The following is a 16914-nucleotide window of genomic DNA, read 5'->3' as shown; positions in this document are numbered from 1 at the left end:
TGCAGGGGAATGATGATGTCGAAATTTCGCACCGCAGCCTTGTCGCTCACCGCCGTGGCGCTTGCCACGACGCACGACGTGGGCTGGGCCCAGCGGATCGAGCTGAAGACTGCAGTCGAGACTGCGGTCCAGACCAATCCCGAAATCAACCAGGCGATCGAGAACAAGACCGCGATTGAATTTGAACGCGAGCAGGCGCAGCGCCTGTTTGCCCCGCGCATCTCGGTCGAGGGATCGGTCGGCATCCGCCGCCTTGAAAATGGCACGCGCCGCGCGCTCGGCATCGCCGATGACGTGCTTTATCCGATGGAAGGCAGCCTCAACGTCGAACAAACCTTGTTCGACGGCGGCGTGCGCCGCAACGAGGTGCGGCGCCAAGCCGCGCGTACCGACGGCGCCGCGTTCCGTGTCGAGGAACGCTCGCAGTTCATTGCGCTCCAAGTTACGCGCCAGTATCTCGACTATCTGTTGCAGCAACGGATTGTCGCGGCATCCGAAGACAATATTGATTTCCACAGCAAGCTGGTGACCGACCTGCGCGAAGGCGTCGCGAAAGGCTCGCTCAGCATCGCCGACCAGCAACAGGCCGAGGAACGCCAGCAGGCCGCCCGCGCGCGGGTGACCGAAGCAAATCTTGACCTTGTCAATACCTCGGCCTCATTCCGCACCCTGACCGGCCTCGACCTTGTTGACGGTGCGGCCTTGCCGCCGTCTCTGGCAGACAGCATTCCAGCCACGCTCGAAGACGCGCTTGCCCGTGCCCGCGAACGCAACCCGCGCGTGCTTGAAGCGCAGGCGGACCTTGATGCCGCGCATTTGCTGCTGCGCAAGGCAAAGGCCGAATTATCGCCGACACTGGCGCTTGAAGGCAATGCGCGGATCGGCGACGACATCGACGGTTTCCGCGGCGAAACCAACGACCTGCGCGCCGGGGTGGTGGTGCGTTGGGATATCTTCAACGGCGGCCTCAAGCGATCGAAGGTGCAGGAAATGCATCGGCGCGAAAAGGAAGCGCGCTATCGGGTGGATCAGATGATCCGCGAAGCCGAAGAGGATGTGCGCGTCGCGTGGAACACCTGGGATGCACAAGGCAAGCTGGTTAAAGAGCTGGAAGAGCAGAGCCGGGTTTCGGACGAATTGCTGCGCTCGTACCGCGCACAGTTCAATGTCGGTCGCCGCTCGTTGCTCGATGTTCTCGACGCGCAGAATACGCGCTACAACGTCCAGGTTCGTGCCGAGACCGCGAAGTTCGCGCAATTCTATTCGGAGTTCAAACTGCTTGCGGCGCTCAACGACCTGCTTGCGGCGATGGATGTCCAGCCGCCCGCGGCGGCCGCCGCGACCGCACGCGAGCGCTTCAAGGTTCAGCCAACCCCGGAAATGAACCCCGAAGCGATGCGGGATCCCACATGAACTATCCGGCCGACGCCCGTGGGGCGCGACAGTCGCGCCGAACGTCCCCCGCAACGGGTTTCGAAGCGTGGCGCAGTACCCCGGCGCAAGGCGACGAAATGCTTGCGTCGGTGGCGGCGATTGCCGCGCTGTTCGAGCGCCCTTTTTCTGACCTGAGGGCAAAGAAAGGACTGGCGCTCGACGACGACGGTCTGCTTCCGCTCGATCAGATCGATCATGCGCTCGACGCCGTCGGCCTCCGCTGCCACTTGGTACGGCGACCGCTGTCTGCATGGAATTCGCACGACGTCCCGGCCATTCTGTTGCTAGCCGACGACCGCCCGGTGGTCCTGACCGCGATGGAGGGCAATGACTGTTGGATCCGCCTGCCAGGCGACCCAAGCGACCTTCAGATCGAATGCAGGCTGCTTAAGGCCGACTATTCGGGACGAGGGGTCATTGTGCGCCACAATCCCGCCAGCGAAGCCGTGCGCGAACGCCCGTGGGACGAGGTTACGAGACAGCACTGGTTCTGGAGCGAGGTGTGGAAAGAGCGGAGCCAATTTGGCTATGTGATGTTCGCGTCGCTGCTGATCAATCTGCTCGCTTTCGCGATGCCATTGTTCACAATGAACGTGTACGATCGCATTATTCCCAACAAGGCGGCGGCCAGCCTGTGGACGCTGGCACTCGGCGCGTTGTTTGCCATCGCGGTCGAATATGGGCTGCGGCTGGCGCGCACCGGACTGATCGACGAGGTCGGGCGCGGGATCGATGCGCGGCTGTCGCAGCGCCTGCTCGACAAAGTTCTCAACCTGCCGATGGCGACCCAGCGCGGCAGCACCGGCGCGCTCGCGCGGCGGGTGACCGATTACGAACAGGTCCGCGATTTCTTTGCCTCGACGACCATTGTGCTGGTGACCGACATCCTGTTCCTGGTCGTGTTCGTTGCGCTCATCGCGGTGCTCGGCGGCTGGCTGGCAGTCATTCCGATGGTGGCGATGGTCGTCATGCTCGCGATGGGCTGGGTGTTGCAGCGTCGGATGAGCGCCGCCGTTGCGGACGCACAGGTCGATTCCAGCATGCTGCAGACAACGCTGGTCGAAACGATTGGAAGCCTGGAAACCGTCAAAGCCTGCCGCGCCGAGGGCCGGATGCTCGGCAAATGGCGGCGCTTGTCGGCATCGAACGCCTATACGCAGGAGGAAATGCGCAAGCTGACTGCAACCGCGGTCAACTTGGCGACACTGTGCCAGCAGGCGACTAGCGTCGCCCTGATCATTGGCGGTTTCTATCTATTCAACGCGGGAATCATTTCGATGGGCGCGATCATCGCGATCGTAATGCTAGCCAGCCGCTCGCTCGCCCCGGTCGGCCAGCTCGCCTTCCTTATGACCCGCGGACGGCAGGCGTTTGTTACGCTGAAAAGCCTGCAACAGTTGATGGATCAAGAGGACGAGCGGGACAAGGGCAGCCGATCGATCACCCCCGAAGTACGCGAGGGACGGTTGCAGCTCGACCATGTCAGCTTTCGCTATCCCGACACCGAACGGGAATCGCTGGCCGACATCAACCTGGTCATCGAGCCCGGCGAACGCGTCGGGCTGATCGGCCGCGTCGCCTCGGGTAAATCCACGCTCGGGCGCGTGCTGTGCGGCCTCTATGATCCCACCAGCGGTAGTTACCGCATCGACGGGCTGGAAAGCCGCCAATATGATCCGCACGACCTGCGTTCGACTTTGCGCTTCGTCGGCCAGGATGCCGAGCTGTTCAGCGGCACTGTGCGCGAAAACCTCTTGGTCGGCGCCAGCGAGGCCGACGACGCCAGCATCATCGATGCCGTTCGCCGGTCGGGCGCCGATGAATTTCTAGGCCGAGACACGGCGGGTTTTGATTTTCATATCGGCGAACGCGGAGCGCGCCTGTCAGGCGGTCAACGCAGCTTTCTCGTCCTTGCGCGCGCGCTGATGGGCCCGGCAAATTTGATGTTCCTCGACGAGCCGACCGGCGCGATGGACAGCCAGACCGAAAAGCATTTCGTCGACCGGCTGAAGGCGGCTATACCTGCCGACCAGACGATGATCATCGCGACCCACCGGATGACCGTGCTGGGTCTGGTCGACCGTCTCATCGTCATGGATCACGGCCGCATCGTCGCGGATGGACCGCGCGACGTAATCCTGGCGCAGCGAGCGGTATCATGACAGCTGCAACTGCCCGGCGATATGGGACCGTTGCCCGCGACGACAGCCGGCGCACCATATTGTGGCTCGTGGTCATGGCGGTGGTGGTGACCCTGCTGACCTCGCGGACGATGTGGAACCAGCTTTTCGACTTCGCAGGCAGCGATACGCCCGAGGCCGAGTACGACAGCGCCGACACCCCCGTGATCACCGACCGGGAAATAGCGCGGCTCATCAAGCTGACCGAAGAACCCGCGACGACACCGATTCTGGCACCCGATACGGCGATGACGCGCAATCAGGCAATCCCCTTTTACACCGGGCCGGTTGCATCGGCGCGACCCTTTCATCCGATAACAGTCGATCGACAGGCGGCGTTGACCGCGCTGCGCTGTCTGACCCAGGCCGTCTATTTCGAGGCGGCGTATGAGCCTATCGCGGGACGACGCGCGGTCGCGCAGGTCGTGATCAATCGTGCTCGGCACCCCGCTTTCCCCAAATCGATCTGCGGTGTGGTCTATCAGGGGGTCAACCGCCCCGTGTGCCAGTTCAGCTTCACCTGCGACGGCTCGCTGAGCCGGCGGCCCGATCCAGCCAAGTGGCGAGAGGCTGAAGATGTGGCACGCGCCGCGCTGGCGGGCTATGTCGAGCGTTCGGTCGGTCATGCGACCCATTATCATGCCAATTACGTGTCGCCCTATTGGGCACCGAAGCTGGTCAAGATCGCGCAGCTGGGCGCGCATATCTTTTATCGATGGCCCGGAAAATGGGGTGCCCCTGGGGCGTTTTCGGGCCGCTACAGCGGCGTCGAAGCCATCCCGACGATATTGGCGCGCAGCGCGGTCAAACGACCGCCCGAAGCCGGCGAAGGCGGCGGGAAGATCGAGGGATCAACGGCCAGCGCGCGCGAAGCCATGCAGGACCGCCGCGCAGACAACGACGCCGGCGGCCGGCTCGACCCCGCGCTGGGCTGGCAACTAGCGATTCCCGAAGCCGAGCAGACCAGCCGCGCTTCGCGGATGATGGCGCGGCAACAGGCCGGCGAATTCGATGTCGCCATTAAGGAGAGCGGACCATGATCAGATCACGGCCCTATGTGGGCACGCGCCGGGTCATTCTGGCGTCAGGCGTCGGCATGTTCGTCTTCGTCAGCTGGGCCAGCTTTGCGCAGGTCGATGAAGTCACTCGCGGCCAAGGCCGTGTCATACCGTCGAGCAAGGCGCAGATCGTCCAGTCAGCCGAGCCGGCGACGATATTGGACATCGTGGTGCGGTCGGGGCAGCCGGTTCGCAAAGGCCAGTTGCTGGTGCGGCTCGACGATACTGAATCTTCATCACAGCGGGGCCAGATCGAGGCTGAAAATCGCTCGCTCGCCGCGCGCGCTGCACGGCTGGACCGGGAGGGCAATGGTGGCGCGGCAGCCGATTGCGCCCCGGACCGCCGCGGCATCCGCCCTGCCGAGTGCAGTCAGGAAGCCGATCTGCAATCGGTGCGCGCCGCGACCCAGCGTAGCCGCCGGATGGCATTGTCCGCAGCGGTCGAGCAGCGTCGCCGGGACTATGGCGAGGCGCAGGCGACGATTGCCTCGCTGCGGTCGAGCCTGTCGCTGGCACAAGACCAGGTCGATCTGCTCGCGCCCCTCGCAGCCAAATCGATCGTGCCGCAAACCGAATTGCTCAACGCCCAGCGCGAGGTGACCGAGGTACGCGGCAAGCTTGCTGCCGCAGAGCAAGCGGCTTCGCGCGCCGCCGCCGCGATCAGTGAGGCACAGGCACAGGTTGCCGCGGCTGGGCTGGAGTTTCGTCAGGAGGCGCTCGACGAACGCAGCCAGATCGTCGCCAAGTTGGCAGTCAATTCGGAGTCGCTTCGCGGCGCCGCGGGACGCCAGCAACGCAGCGAAATCCGCTCACCCGCCAATGGCATCGTCAACGACGTCCAGGTAACAACGGTAGGCGGGTTCGTGCAAGCCGGGCAAAAAATCATGCAGGTCGTGCCGGTCGGCGATAAACTTCTCGTCGAGGCACGCGTCGCGCCGCGCGACATCGCCTTCATCAAGGTCAACGACCGCGCCAACGTCAAGGTCACCGCCTATGATTTTGCGATCTATGGTGGTCTGTCGGGACGCGTCGTCCAGATTTCGCCCGACAGCTTGTATGACGAGACAATGAAGGAAGCCTATTTCACAGTCGTCGTCGAAACCGACGTTGCCTATCTGAAGAGTGGCCGTCGCAAGTTACCGATCACGCCAGGGATGGTTTGCGATGTCGAGGTGCTGACGGGCAAGAAGAGTGTGCTCAGCTATTTGTTCAAGCCGTTCCTGCGTGCGCGCTCGGAGGCGTTTACCGAACGCTGACGAATGCCCGAGACAATTGCGAATGGCGGAGACAGTTGCGGCAAGGGAGCTGCGATAGCTGGCGCAATCCCCTTTTTGATATCGCCGCCGAGCTCGATCGCCTCAGGCGGCGCGTCCGGGCAGCGGCGGTGGCCTAAACGGCGCGCGAACGGGTCTTACCTCGCGGAGGTTTAACTGAACCGGCTCCCCCAGGCCATTCTTGACCCCCCAGGTTGCCGCTTGAGTACGATTCTCCACCCCCAGCTTGCGCAGGATCGCCTTGACATGAACCTTGACCGTGGCCTCGCAAATGCCGAGCTGCCGAGCGATGACCTTGTTCGCCATCCCGGCCATGATGCTTTCGAGGATCTCGATCTCGCGGCCGGACAGCCCCACCGAGGCAGCGCTGCTTTTCCAGTCTCCGCCGAGCGCTGCCGGAACCCAGCTGGTCAAATTGTTGACCAGCTGTGATGGGAAAACCTTCTCGCCCAGCGCCGCCAGCTTGATCGATTCGACCAGCGGCGCGCACAGGATTTCCTTGATGATGACGGCATCGACACCAATCTGAAACGCCTCGACTACGTCCTCAAAGACATAATGGTCGAACAGTAACGCCAGGCGCGCATGGTCTTTTTTCGTGGCCAGCCGCCGACAGGCGTCGAGGCCAAAGCCGGTATCGCCGCCATCGACGACGATCACGTGAATATCGACATCATCCGCTACTCGCCCCAACGGGTCGAACAGCGCCGAAGCATCGGACACCGATGCCTGGATCTGAAAGCTTTCGCCGGAAAGGATGTTGCGTAACCCCTCCCTCGCGATCTCATATCTCGCCAATAAAGAAATCTTGATCAACTGCGACATTTCCGCCTCCGCTGAATTACCAGTCAAGGCGACCCCACCGGTCTGGGCCTCGGTCTAAACTCCAGATCCGCTTCGATATTCGTCGCGGTGGATTCCCCGCGTTAAAAAGTTAACTTTTCCATTCTGTTGCCCAAAGATTAACCGAAAGGTTATACAACTAAATGACAGAATCTACGACAATTTTGACAACTACCCACAAAGAGTGATGGTTGATTTCGCGGCAAGGTTGCTCGCGACTGAACCAGATGGCCCGAAGCGACAGTAAGTGCAGGAAACACAAAGGTTTAGGGTTCACTCGCAATGCGGCCATGTCACTAGCCTTTCGAGTGATCGGGATGGCATCACACGGCCGGGTCGCGACTACAAACCCTAACGATTCTGGTTAATGCAAAGCCCTCGGACGATCAATGTTTGGATTCTAACCCATCATAGGCGCGAATCGGCTTTGTTGCGGACTGATTGGGGCGTTTATCTTCTGGCACCCGGCGATCAAGGCGCGAACATTCTTGGGTCAAGACCATTAATTCCCGATCGAAGCGTCGAAATTGCGAAGATATCGGGGTTGGGAAGGTGGCGCGGGTTGCATCGCAACCCGCAAGGCCGCGAGGGAGAAGGCCTTCGCCGACGCCTTTGGCGCCGCTGCGGCGGTCCTCACTACGCCCGCCCCCGTGTCCCGGTAGCCGTGAACCCAGCGCCGATCGCCGCTGAACGACATCATGGGGCGCATAGCGATGGCCTGTCGCCCATCCAAGATGCGGTCAGTCATGTTATCGAGCACCACCCAGCCCGCCGCCGATCGCACGAGTAATAATGCATGGTCGGAGCTGACCGCCATGTCGCGCAGCAGGACAAGCTTCATCCGGTCATCGTCGATACCGGCTGCCCGTAACATCTGCATTTTCAAGATCGCGAAATCTTCGCAATCGCCTCTGCCCCGCGCCACCGTCTCTTCAGCGGTCGCCCAAAAGTCTCGTTGCCGATAGTTGCTCTCGTCGTCGGCATAGGCGATCTGGCGATTCACCCATTGATTGACACGCTCGAGCGTCGCCTCCTCGCTCAATTCTTGTGTTACCGCAGCGCGATCGAGTTGCGCCCGCATCACGCGCACGGAAGGCGCCCGGCGAACACGCAACCAGCGATCGTCAAAACGCGTTGTTTCAACAGGGATTGCGATGGTCCCAAGCTCGCTGCTGTCGTCCGCCAGCCCCCTTTCCATCGCTGCTAGCGGCGTTGTGCACTCGACGCGAATAGATACAGCAACCGCTCGATCCGCCCCGAACACAGGGTCGGCGCCCCGCGTGAGCGCGCGATCGGCGATCGAATTGCCGGGGGCAGGAACAGCGCCGAGCGTCGCCGCGGGTCGCTCCTGACTCATCCGAACGCGGCTGAGCGCGCTGGGAGCGCCGGCCTCCGACGCACGCTCGCCACCGAAATCCGGACCCGCCGGTGCCAGCAGGGCGCTCCTGCGGCAAGTGTCGGCGATCGCAAAAGCTTTGGCATTGCCAATCTTTGTCGCGGACGATTCAATTGCGGCATGCGCCGTGTCCGGCGCCATCGCCGCACCTGCGGTCAACGCCAGTGCGGTTACGCTGGCGATGGTGGAAGAGCGAGACCATCCGAACATGCCGACAGCAATGCCGCAACACCGTGAGAATTCGCTTCATCATCATGGTTAACGTGGCACTTCTTTCCCAACCGGTTCCAGCGATGCACGGCTGGGAAACCGCCGGAATTAACTTGGCGCACTCCTCAACGCATTCCCGTCCCCCAAATGGAAATCCGCAAAATGTTTGTCGAGGGACCAAGGGGCCCCGTCATTGCCGTCATCCCCTCCACCTCAAAAGATGAGAAAAATTTAAGCCGCCATCAACCTATGGGTCTTGTACCACCGTGCGGCCGTGCGGATGGAGAACCTGGCCTGGCATGCAGCTGCTGTCATCGCAGGCGAGAAAGAGGAAGCTTGGCGCCACTGCATTCGGCTCGCCGGGCCGCTTCATCGGTGTGGACTCGCCAAAGCTCGCCATCTTGTCGGCTGGCGGACCGCCGCGCGGGTTGAGCGGAGTCCAGATCTGGACGGGGGCGATCGCATTTATCCTAATGCCGTTTCGGACAGATTTTCGTTCCGACGCTGCAGCACGGCTTGGTCGGCCGAGTGACCCTGCTGGTGGTCGACGGCGACTATCGCCGCCGGTGGATTGGAACGGCGCTTCTTGCCGCGGCCGAGACGGCGCTCGCCAAGGCCGGATGCGCCCTGATCGAGGTCATGAGAGACATAATGATCGACAACGCCACCAATTTCTTTCGCGCGTTGAAGTTCGAGCAGAAGAGTTTCCGGCTCGTGCGCGCGGCAGGATCGCCGCAAAAGCCCCGGCGCGGCTGAGCGCGCGCCAGCCGCCAAGTCTCAAGGCTTTCTGGGACCTTCAATCGCTCAATTCTTGCCTTACGACATCACGACACGGCATCATCGCGGGAACGAAGCGCCGAGCGCCACGTCCTTTTTCCATGCGGCCTACCGGGTCTTCGCATGATCGACCAATGGATGAGATATGTTCGAGCGCCTGAGAATCCTTACCCAGCACGCGATACCGAAGCGGCGCCTTACCGAATTGGCCGGCCGCGTCGCCGCCTCGTCCGGCCGCCACACTCCCAGGCTTATCCGGTGGTTCGTTGCGAGATATGGCGTCGACATGAGCGAGGCCGAAAATCCGGATCTTCGCAGCTATGCAAGCTTCAACGACTTCTTCACGCGCCCGCTGAAGGCCGGCGCCCGGCCGCTCGCCGACGCCGATTTCATCTGCCCGGTCGATGGCGCCATCAGCCAGTTCGGGTCGATCGACGATCATCACATCGTCCAGGCCAAGGGCCACCGCTTCACTACCGCTGACCTGTTGGGCGGCGACAGCGCGCTCGCCGCGACCTTTCGCGACGGCAGTTTCGCAAACCTCTATCTCTCGCCGAAGGATTATCACCGACTGCACATGCCCTGCGATGGCGAGCTTACACGCATGGTCTACGTCCCCGGGGCGTTATTCTCGGTCAACCCGACCACGGCGCGCGGGGTGCCCGGTCTCTACGCGCGCAACGAGCGCGTCATATGCCTGTTCAAGTCCCCCTCCCACGGGCGCTTCGCGATGATCCTCGTGGGAGCGACCATCGTCGGCAGCATCGCGACGGTTTGGCACGGCGCGGTAAATGCGAAGCGATCCGGCGAGATATCCGAGTGGTCCTACGCCAGCTCTGAAGTCGTCCTGCGCAGAGGCGAAGAGATGGGACGCTTCCTCCTCGGCTCCACGATCGTGATGCTGTTCGAGAAGGACGCCATCGCTTTTAACCCCGAGTGGTATCCCGAGCGACCGGTGCGGCTCGGCGAACCCATGGGCAGCGCTTCTCCGGGCAACCGTAGCCTATAGCCGGCTCTTTGTCGCAAACGGCCTGCATGTGAGCAAACGGCGGCGTGCCTCTTCGATGCCGGACGAGACCGGACGAGACCCGAAGATCGCCGACGATCCGTTCCCGGCACCGAAGCGTTTCGAACCCGCCGACACGACAGGTCGGAACCTCGCCGCCGTCCCGATCATTTCGCCTCGGGGGCCCGAGGAGATGTCATGCCCGATCCGCTCACTGCCACCGCCATCAATTGCACCTTGTCGGCGAAAGGCCGCAAAAGCTCGACCGACGCCATGATCGCGGTGCTCGCCGAGCATTTCGCGAAGCAGGATGTCGTCGTGGGAAAGCCGATCCGTATCGCGGCGCATGACGTCAAATGGGGTGTCTCCTCCGACGAAGGGGACGGCGATGCGTGGCCGCAAATTCGTGAGCAGATCCTCTCGGCCGATATTCTCATCTTCGGGACGCCGATCTGGATGGGCCAGCCTTCCAGTGTTGCGAAGCTCGTCCTCGAACGTATGGACGCGTTCTTCGACGAGACGGACGAGGCGGGCCGCATGCCAAGCTATTCCAAGGTAGCGGTTGCCGCGGTCGTCGGAAATGAAGACGGCGCGCACCATGTGTGCGCAGAGCTTTTCCAGTCGCTCAACGACACCGGCTGGACAATCCCCGCGATAGCCGGCTGCTATTGGGTCGGTGAGGCGATGGGTTCCACCGACTTCAAGGACCTCGAACATCGCCCACGGATGATCACCAAGACAGCGAGCATGGTCGCGAGCAACGCCGCCCATCTCGCCCGGCTGCTGAGGCGCTCGCCCTATCCCGGCTGAACGATCAGGAAAACACCTATGGGCCGACGCGTGCGCCGCGCCTGATGCAATCGACCGATCGCACGGCCAGCTCGGCCGCCCGGACCCGCAACAGCTCCAATCCCGCGTTAGTCGACCCAAAGGCCTCGCGCCCGGTGCCATTCCTCCAGTGCCTCGTCCGGATAGTCTTCGAAGCACTGGTCTTGCGGGCGGATCAGGGGCTCGACCCACGGGGCTTTCGACCCCAGCATCATGTGCACGCTCGACGGAGCCTTAGGGAGGTCGCTGTCGATCGCCGAGGCGAAGGGATGAAAAAGGTCCGGGTACTCGGGGCTGAACACCCATAGCGCGCTGGCGCAGAGGGCGCAGAAATGGCGTTCGGCCGAACTCAGCTCGCAGCCGCCGCGCCCGTCGCCGAGACCGGCATGAAAAACCGCCGTCTCGCCATCGACGGTCAGCGTATTCCTGTCGGCGTGGAGATTGATCGCATATCCCCCGCCGCCGGCGGTTTTCCTGCAGATCGAGCAATAGCAGAGCATGAACGGGACCGGCGCATGACTGTCGGTGGAAAAACGAACCGCTCCACAGCGGCACGAGCCTTCGATCCTCAGGGGCATATCGATATCCTCTCGCGTCGAGAACTTGCGAAACGGGACGGGGTTGCGTTCGATTCGCGCCAACACCAGCGACCGGCGGGTTCAAGTCTATCGCGGTCCGGGTCGCGCGCGAGGGAAGTAGCGGCCCAATGTCGTTGCCCTCAGGCAAATTACCATGGGCGGCGCAACTGGGCCTCGTTCCGTTCGTTTACATCGAATGACCAGACTGACGCCAATTGCAGTCGAGAAGCCTTGGGGCCGAACAAGCCTGCCGGCACCATTCGACAGGATGCGAGGCCGCCGCATCGGGGAGATATGGTTTCCGGGTCCCGAGGGGCAGCGGCTGCCGCTGCTAATCAAATATCTGTTCACGTCGGAGAAGCTCTCGGTTCAGGTGCATCCCTCGGATGCACAGGCCATCGCCCTCGGCCTCCCTGCCGGCAAGGAGGAATGTTGGTACATCCTCGACGCGAAACCCGGGGCGCGGCTCGGCATCGGCGTTCGGACGCGGCTATCGAAGGCGCGCTTGCGCGAGGCCGCGCTTTCGGGTGAGATCGAGACGCTGATGCAATGGCACCTCGCGGAGCCCGGGATGTTGTTCCATATTCCGCCGGGTACTATCCATGCCATCGGGGCGGATATCTCACTCATCGAGATCCAGCAGAACATCGACGTTACCTATCGCCTCTACGACTACGGCCGCCCGCGCGAGCTCCATCTCGCCGAAGGCGTCGATGTCGCCGACCCTTCACCCTACCCGCCGTCGCGTCAAACCTCTGTAGATCCGTCGCGCAGCGCTATCCTGCTCCACGCCGAGCACTTCACGCTCGCCCACATTACCGGTGACGACATGTCCTTCATACCGCGTGATGCTTGTCTATACATCGCTCCGATCGAGGGTCGCATTCGCATTGGCGGAAAGGCAATCAGTGCGGGCGAATGCGCGCTGGCTGCTTCAAACGCAGAAATTGACTTGCGCGATTGCGCGCGCGCACTCGTAGCGTGGTCATGACACCCAAAGCCGGTGGTCGTTCGCTTCCGCCGGTCAACTTTCAGCCCAGGAAGCAGTCCTGCTAATTGCCAGTGCGCCAAGCAGGCCAGAGTCGTTTCCGAGCATGGGGGGAACAATGACCTTTTGCGCATCGCCAGCGAAATAGCCGTTTGATCCGGCGGACGCCTCGTCGCGAATACGCTCGATCAATCCTGGGGTCTCCATCACGCCTCCCCCAAATATGATGCGTGCAGGCTCAAGGATCGCTTGAAAAGTTGTCACCGCTTGCGCGAGGTACCAGGCGATCATCTCGTGACCGACATGATCGGACGGCAAGTGGGACAGAGAGCTCCCCCAACGCGCCTTGATCGATGGACCCGCAGCCAGTCCCTCAAGACAGTCGCCGTGAAATGGGCAGTGTCCGGTAAAATCCCTGTCGGCCGGGTGGCGCGGCATGCGAATGTGCCCCATTTCGGGGTGGCTGACGCCGCGGATTAATTGCCCGCCGACTATCGCTCCGCCGCCGATACCGGTTCCGACCGTAAGGTAGAGCGAGGATTGTGTCCCTGCGCCGGCGCCCCACATCCATTCGCTGAGCGCGGCGCCGTTGACGTCCGTATCGATCGCGACGGGACAGCCAAGCGCGCGGCCGAACGGTCCTGCCATATCGGTATTGCTCCAGCCGGACTTGGTGGTCCCGGTGATATGTCCCCATTTCGGCGATGCGGGATCGAGATCAAGCGGGCCGAAGCTCGCAATCCCCGCCGCGCGATAATTGCCGCTCTGCTGCCGAAGCCACTCAATCGCCGCCGGGATCACTTCCTGCGGACAGGTGGTTTCGATGCGCGTCCGCGCCAAGATCCGACGTGAGCCATCCGCGACCCCGACGACAAATTTGGTACCTCCCGCCTCGATGAGTGCGAATTTGCCGTCCATGACCTCGGTAATCCCTGTCCCATTCTCTCGTGACCGAAACCGCGACATCGGCCCCGCCCCTCGCCAGCGCCCCGGCCGCTATCGCGGTGGCCCCTTCGGGGTAAACTACGCAGTAGCGCACGTCGCCGGCGCGCAGCACGTCCAGCATATCGCATTTTGCGTCGATCGGATAAGGCGTAAAGCAGCGTTCGAAGCGCGGACTCGGCGCGACCTCCGCGGCGCCAAGCGCCGCCAGCTGTCCGACGGTGCAGCGTTCGGCCCTGACGGAGCGTTGCGAGCGACATCTGTTCCGACAGCACCGTGACCTGGGCTTCGGAAAACGCGTCGTCGGGCCCGGAGGCAAGGATATCGTTGATGAGCTGTTTCGCGCCGTCATGCTCGACATAGGCCTCCTTCAAGAGATCGTCGTCGATCTTGCCCTTGAGCGCCGATAAAAGACCTCCTCCTCGATCTGGGCGTGGATCATGAGCTCGGTGCAGATTGTGTCGGCGATTTTTGCCTTGCGGTCGGTCCCTTGCGCCTTCTCGAATTCCTCGAACAACGCTTCGACCGCGAGATGATCTGCTGCGAGGATATGAGTGGCGTGGTCGCCCCCTGCACCACGGAGCCAAGTCCAAGGCGTCGGCGCGCAAAAATGTGAAACACTGCCAACACCTCGGGGCGCATCCCGGTTTTGTGGCCGACGCGAAACTCTGCCTGCCCCGGGGCATTGGGATAAAGGGGGAATTGAGAGGTTTATCATGATCTTTGACACATGGGACGAGGTGTTGCGCGTCTTATTCCTGGGCGCCTCGGCTTATATCGCGCTGATTGCGATATTGCGGTTCAGCGGCAAGCGCACCTTGGCGAAGATGAGCGCGTTCGATCTTGTGGTGACCGTTGCGCTCGGTTCGACCCTCGCCACCATATTGCTAAGCCGCGACGTTGCTCTGGTGGAAGGCGTAACCGCCTTGATGACGCTGGTCGTACTGCAATATGCGATAGCGGCTCTTGCGGTCCGCTGGCGCTTTGCCGAGCGATTGGCAAAATCGGATCCTCGGACGCTGCTCAAGGACGGCGTGATCGACACCGAAGCCTTAAAGCGCGAACGGGTCACCCGGGATGAAGTCCTTTGCGCTATACGAAGCCAAGGTTTTGGTGACATCGCGGACATTGCGTCCGTGGTACTCGAGACGGATGGTAGCTTCAGCGTCGTGTCCCGCGTGCGCGCTGGCACGCGATCCGCGCTACCAACGGCCGGAAGCCGTTCGACATGAGCGCGCAAGAGCGAACCGACCTTGCCCAAAATCGCACCGAGCTGGCGGAAGACCGCACGGTGTTGGCGCATGAGCGAAGCTTCGCGGGATGGGTACGCACCGGGATGGCAGCGGTGGGACTTGGACTCGGCTTCAACGCGCTCTTCAGGACGATGGAGCCCAGCTGGATGCCGAAGGCGATCGCCACGAGCTTTCTACTGACAGCCATTTATGTTTTCGTTTCGGCCGAGCGGCGCGCGCGCACGATCATTGCCAAGCTGGAGCCGCATAATGTGACTGTCTTGAGGCCCATGCGCATCCGGCTACTCGCTTGGGCCTTGGCAGCGGCCAGCGCAGCTCTCGTCGCTGCGCTCTGGCTTGCCGCTCTAAAATAAAGCTCGTCGTCCCTTAGCGGATGCTCGAAATGCCCGCTCGCCAGGCCACATCTATACACTTCGCGGTTTGGCCACCGGTCGCAACCACTCTCGCGCAGACCGGCGTATTGCGACGTCGCGCTTTCTTCTACGAAGATCGTCGATCAAGCTTGTCGGCGGCGCACGATATAGTCGACGACGGGACCCGCGGTGAAGCCGTGGACGACGGTCGATAGCAGGATCGTGAGCGCGATTGTCGCCCAGATTTGCCCCTCGTTCACCAGCTCCAAGTGGCTGGCCGCAAAGGCAAGATAGTAGATCGAGCCGATGCCCCGCACTCCATAGAAAGCGATCACGAGCCGATCTGACCATGGGAGTCCGGTTCGCAGCAGGCTAATCCAGCCGGCCCCGGGGCGCACGATGAACAGCAGCGCAACCGCAATGGCCGCATGCGCCCAGTCGAGTTCGCCGAACAAGCGCGGAAAGGTAGCGCCGATGAGAATGAGGAGCATCGCGGTCAGCGCAAGTTCGATGGCTTCGTTGAAGCCGTGAAGCTCGGCGTGGAATGCGTGTTCCACTTCGACCCGGCGAAGAACGACGCCCGCGACGAAACAGGCGATGAAGCCATAGCCTTCAGCAAGCTCGGTAGCGCCGTAGCAGAGGAGCACTGCAGCGATGGCCAAAACGCCGGACGCTGTGTCGGCGAGAACATTGTCGCGCGGGATAACGAACAGCACGCGCGCCAGACCCCACCCGACCAAGGCACCGCCCGCAACGCCGACGCCGATCCGATACACAACGTCGAGCAGGAGCCATTCGCCGAGCATGGCGGCCGAGAGGCCCGACGTGCCGGCGAGCAACGCAAGATAGACGAACGGGAAGGCAAGCCCGTCGTTCAGGCCCGCTTCAGTCGTGAGAGCAAAGCGCACCGGATGCTCTCCGCCCTCGGTCGGCGGCCCGACCTGAACCTCGCCCGCGAGCACAGGGTCGGTCGGCGCGAGCACCGCGCCTAGGACAAGCGCTCCCGCGAGGGTCATTCCGGCAAAGGCGAATCCCATAACGGTCACCGCGCCAATTGTTAGCGGCATCGCGATCACCAGAAGCCAGATCGTCGGCAGCCACCGCCGATAGTCGGTCACATTGTCGATTCGGATGCCGGTACCGAACAGGGCAACGACGACCGCCATCTCGCTGACCAACTCCCAAAACAGCGGCGCTTCGCGCGGATCGAGGGTCCGCGATAAATCGGGGAGTATCCAGTGGATCGCGATGCCGAACAGAATCATCAGCGCCGACGCCGCCGGCTCGCGCCCGGAGAAGAAGCGGGGAAGCCAGAATGCGGCGATAATACCCGCCCCGACAAGCGCCATCGCGAGATGATAGCCGTTAGCACCAAAAAAAGGTTGCTCGTTCATTTATCCCGCGCTGGCATTGAAAGAGAACTGGAAACGATGTGCCGACCAAGACTGTTCCCCAAGATGGGGCAATTTTTGGTCCTTGCGACCGGTTCGGCCAACCGTCGAAAGCGTCCAGGGGGCCGTGCATGCGAGGGAAAGAATGATGTCGATCGGGGCAAGGGCCGGCGACACGCCGGTCGACAGGACAGGATGGCAGCGCAGTTCATCGGCTTGGATGCGACCAGCGGAGCAAGGCACGACGCGGCGCGCGTGTCGATCTTGACGCCGAGGCTTTTCCGATAAGCCTCGCATCTACTGCGCGCGGGAGCTAGGCTGGCTCAGCCCCGCCCGCGGGAAGTGCCTCTCTTGGCGCCCCTCTCTCAACACCCTTGGCTGTCCGCGTCCCTATCGCTCGTTG

17 protein-coding genes and 1 pseudogene are annotated in these 16914 nt (G+C 62.3%); 10 read left to right on the top strand and 8 right to left on the bottom strand.

The annotated features are described in order from the left end of the window. Positions 1-15 precede the first annotated feature (15 nt). The 4 genes from L0963_RS06700 to L0963_RS06685 are packed head-to-tail and all read left to right on the top strand — an operon-like array spanning position 16 to position 5928. Positions 16-1413, top strand: coding sequence for a TolC family outer membrane protein (locus tag L0963_RS06700; RefSeq protein WP_234178942.1), 1398 nt, complete (start codon positions 16-18; stop codon positions 1411-1413). After that, on the top strand, positions 1410-3596 hold the full coding sequence (locus L0963_RS06695; protein ID WP_234178940.1) for a type I secretion system permease/ATPase: 2187 nt from the start codon (positions 1410-1412) through the stop codon (positions 3594-3596). The genes L0963_RS06700 and L0963_RS06695 overlap by 4 nt, the downstream gene beginning before the upstream one ends. Continuing rightward, a complete protein-coding gene (locus L0963_RS06690) occupies positions 3593-4654 on the top strand; it encodes a cell wall hydrolase (RefSeq protein ID WP_234178939.1) in 1062 nt (353 codons plus the stop codon). Before L0963_RS06695 ends, L0963_RS06690 begins: the two co-directional genes overlap by 4 nt. Next, a complete protein-coding gene (locus L0963_RS06685) occupies positions 4651-5928 on the top strand; it encodes an HlyD family type I secretion periplasmic adaptor subunit (protein ID WP_062902508.1) in 1278 nt (425 codons plus the stop codon). The genes L0963_RS06690 and L0963_RS06685 overlap by 4 nt, the downstream gene beginning before the upstream one ends. Positions 5929-6030: 102 nt before the next feature. Here L0963_RS06685 and L0963_RS06680 read toward each other — a convergent pair whose 3' ends face one another. The 3 genes and pseudogenes from L0963_RS06680 to L0963_RS06670 all read right to left on the bottom strand — a co-directional run. After that, the gene (locus L0963_RS06680) at positions 6031-6771 is read right to left on the bottom strand and encodes a response regulator transcription factor (protein WP_234178938.1); all 741 of its coding nucleotides are present in this window, start codon (positions 6769-6771) and stop codon (positions 6031-6033) included. A 520-nt stretch (positions 6772-7291) separates the two neighbouring features. Next, complete coding sequence (locus L0963_RS06675) at positions 7292-8395, bottom strand: transglutaminase-like cysteine peptidase (RefSeq protein ID WP_234178936.1); 1104 nt, start codon at positions 8393-8395, stop codon at positions 7292-7294. A gap of 247 nt (positions 8396-8642) precedes the next feature. Next, positions 8643-8882, bottom strand: a pseudogene (locus L0963_RS06670) (SDR family oxidoreductase); the annotation flags it as partial. Between the two features lie 29 nt (positions 8883-8911). On the opposite strand from L0963_RS06670, the gene L0963_RS06665 reads away from it, so the two are divergent. The 3 genes from L0963_RS06665 to L0963_RS06655 all read left to right on the top strand — a co-directional run bounded on the left by L0963_RS06665 (position 8912) and on the right by L0963_RS06655 (position 10988). Beyond that, positions 8912-9151 (top strand): GNAT family N-acetyltransferase, encoded by a 240-nt coding sequence (locus L0963_RS06665; RefSeq protein ID WP_267960524.1) that lies wholly within the window; start codon positions 8912-8914, stop codon positions 9149-9151. Positions 9152-9317: 166 nt separating this feature from the next. Beyond that, positions 9318-10181: an archaetidylserine decarboxylase gene (gene asd / locus L0963_RS06660; RefSeq protein WP_234178932.1), complete on the top strand. Its 864-nt coding sequence runs from the start codon at positions 9318-9320 to the stop codon at positions 10179-10181. Positions 10182-10376: 195 nt separating this feature from the next. Beyond that, the gene (locus tag L0963_RS06655) at positions 10377-10988 is read left to right on the top strand and encodes a flavodoxin family protein (RefSeq protein WP_062902513.1); all 612 of its coding nucleotides are present in this window, start codon (positions 10377-10379) and stop codon (positions 10986-10988) included. 107 nt (positions 10989-11095) lie between these two features. On the opposite strand, the gene L0963_RS06650 is transcribed toward L0963_RS06655, so the two are convergent. Beyond that, a complete protein-coding gene (locus L0963_RS06650; RefSeq protein WP_234178930.1) occupies positions 11096-11647 on the bottom strand; it encodes a GFA family protein in 552 nt (183 codons plus the stop codon). A gap of 133 nt (positions 11648-11780) precedes the next feature. Here L0963_RS06650 and L0963_RS06645 point away from each other — a divergent pair, with 133 nt between their 5' ends. Beyond that, positions 11781-12575 carry a class I mannose-6-phosphate isomerase gene (locus L0963_RS06645; RefSeq protein ID WP_234178928.1) on the top strand — a complete coding sequence of 265 codons (795 nt, stop codon included), beginning with the start codon at positions 11781-11783 and terminating at the stop codon, positions 12573-12575. A gap of 33 nt (positions 12576-12608) precedes the next feature. Here the strand turns inward: L0963_RS06645 and L0963_RS06640 are convergent, their stop codons facing one another. Genes L0963_RS06640 through L0963_RS06635 form a run of 3 tightly spaced genes read right to left on the bottom strand, consistent with a single transcriptional unit; the run spans position 12609 to position 14031 of the window. Continuing rightward, entirely contained in the window at positions 12609-13469 is an 861-nt protein-coding gene (locus L0963_RS06640; RefSeq protein ID WP_442800553.1) for an ROK family protein, read from the bottom strand. Next, positions 13354-13866, bottom strand: a complete 513-nt coding sequence (locus tag L0963_RS19875; RefSeq protein ID WP_442800552.1) for a CinA family protein — start codon at positions 13864-13866, stop codon at positions 13354-13356. The genes L0963_RS06640 and L0963_RS19875 overlap by 116 nt, the downstream gene beginning before the upstream one ends. Before the next feature lie 18 nt (positions 13867-13884). Further along, positions 13885-14031 (bottom strand): hypothetical protein, encoded by a 147-nt coding sequence (locus tag L0963_RS06635; RefSeq protein WP_234178927.1) that lies wholly within the window; start codon positions 14029-14031, stop codon positions 13885-13887. Between the two features lie 199 nt (positions 14032-14230). Between L0963_RS06635 and L0963_RS06630 the strand changes: the two genes are divergently transcribed. Together L0963_RS06630 and L0963_RS06625 are read left to right on the top strand one after the other, a co-directional pair. Next, positions 14231-14746: a DUF421 domain-containing protein gene (locus L0963_RS06630; protein ID WP_186401948.1), complete on the top strand. Its 516-nt coding sequence runs from the start codon at positions 14231-14233 to the stop codon at positions 14744-14746. After that, complete coding sequence (locus L0963_RS06625) at positions 14743-15120, top strand: DUF202 domain-containing protein (RefSeq protein WP_186401949.1); 378 nt, start codon at positions 14743-14745, stop codon at positions 15118-15120. Before L0963_RS06630 ends, L0963_RS06625 begins: the two co-directional genes overlap by 4 nt. Positions 15121-15263: 143 nt before the next feature. On the opposite strand, the gene L0963_RS06620 is transcribed toward L0963_RS06625, so the two are convergent. Continuing rightward, positions 15264-16514 (bottom strand): cation:proton antiporter, encoded by a 1251-nt coding sequence (locus tag L0963_RS06620; protein ID WP_234178925.1) that lies wholly within the window; start codon positions 16512-16514, stop codon positions 15264-15266. Positions 16515-16914 lie beyond the last annotated feature (400 nt).

This window comes from Sphingopyxis sp. NFH-91, assembly GCF_021401285.1.
GTDB classification, from domain to species: Bacteria; Pseudomonadota; Alphaproteobacteria; order Sphingomonadales; family Sphingomonadaceae; genus Sphingopyxis; species Sphingopyxis terrae_A.
The sequence above is the reverse complement of the archived record's forward strand: the minus strand, read 5'-3'. Positions and strand labels throughout refer to the sequence as shown.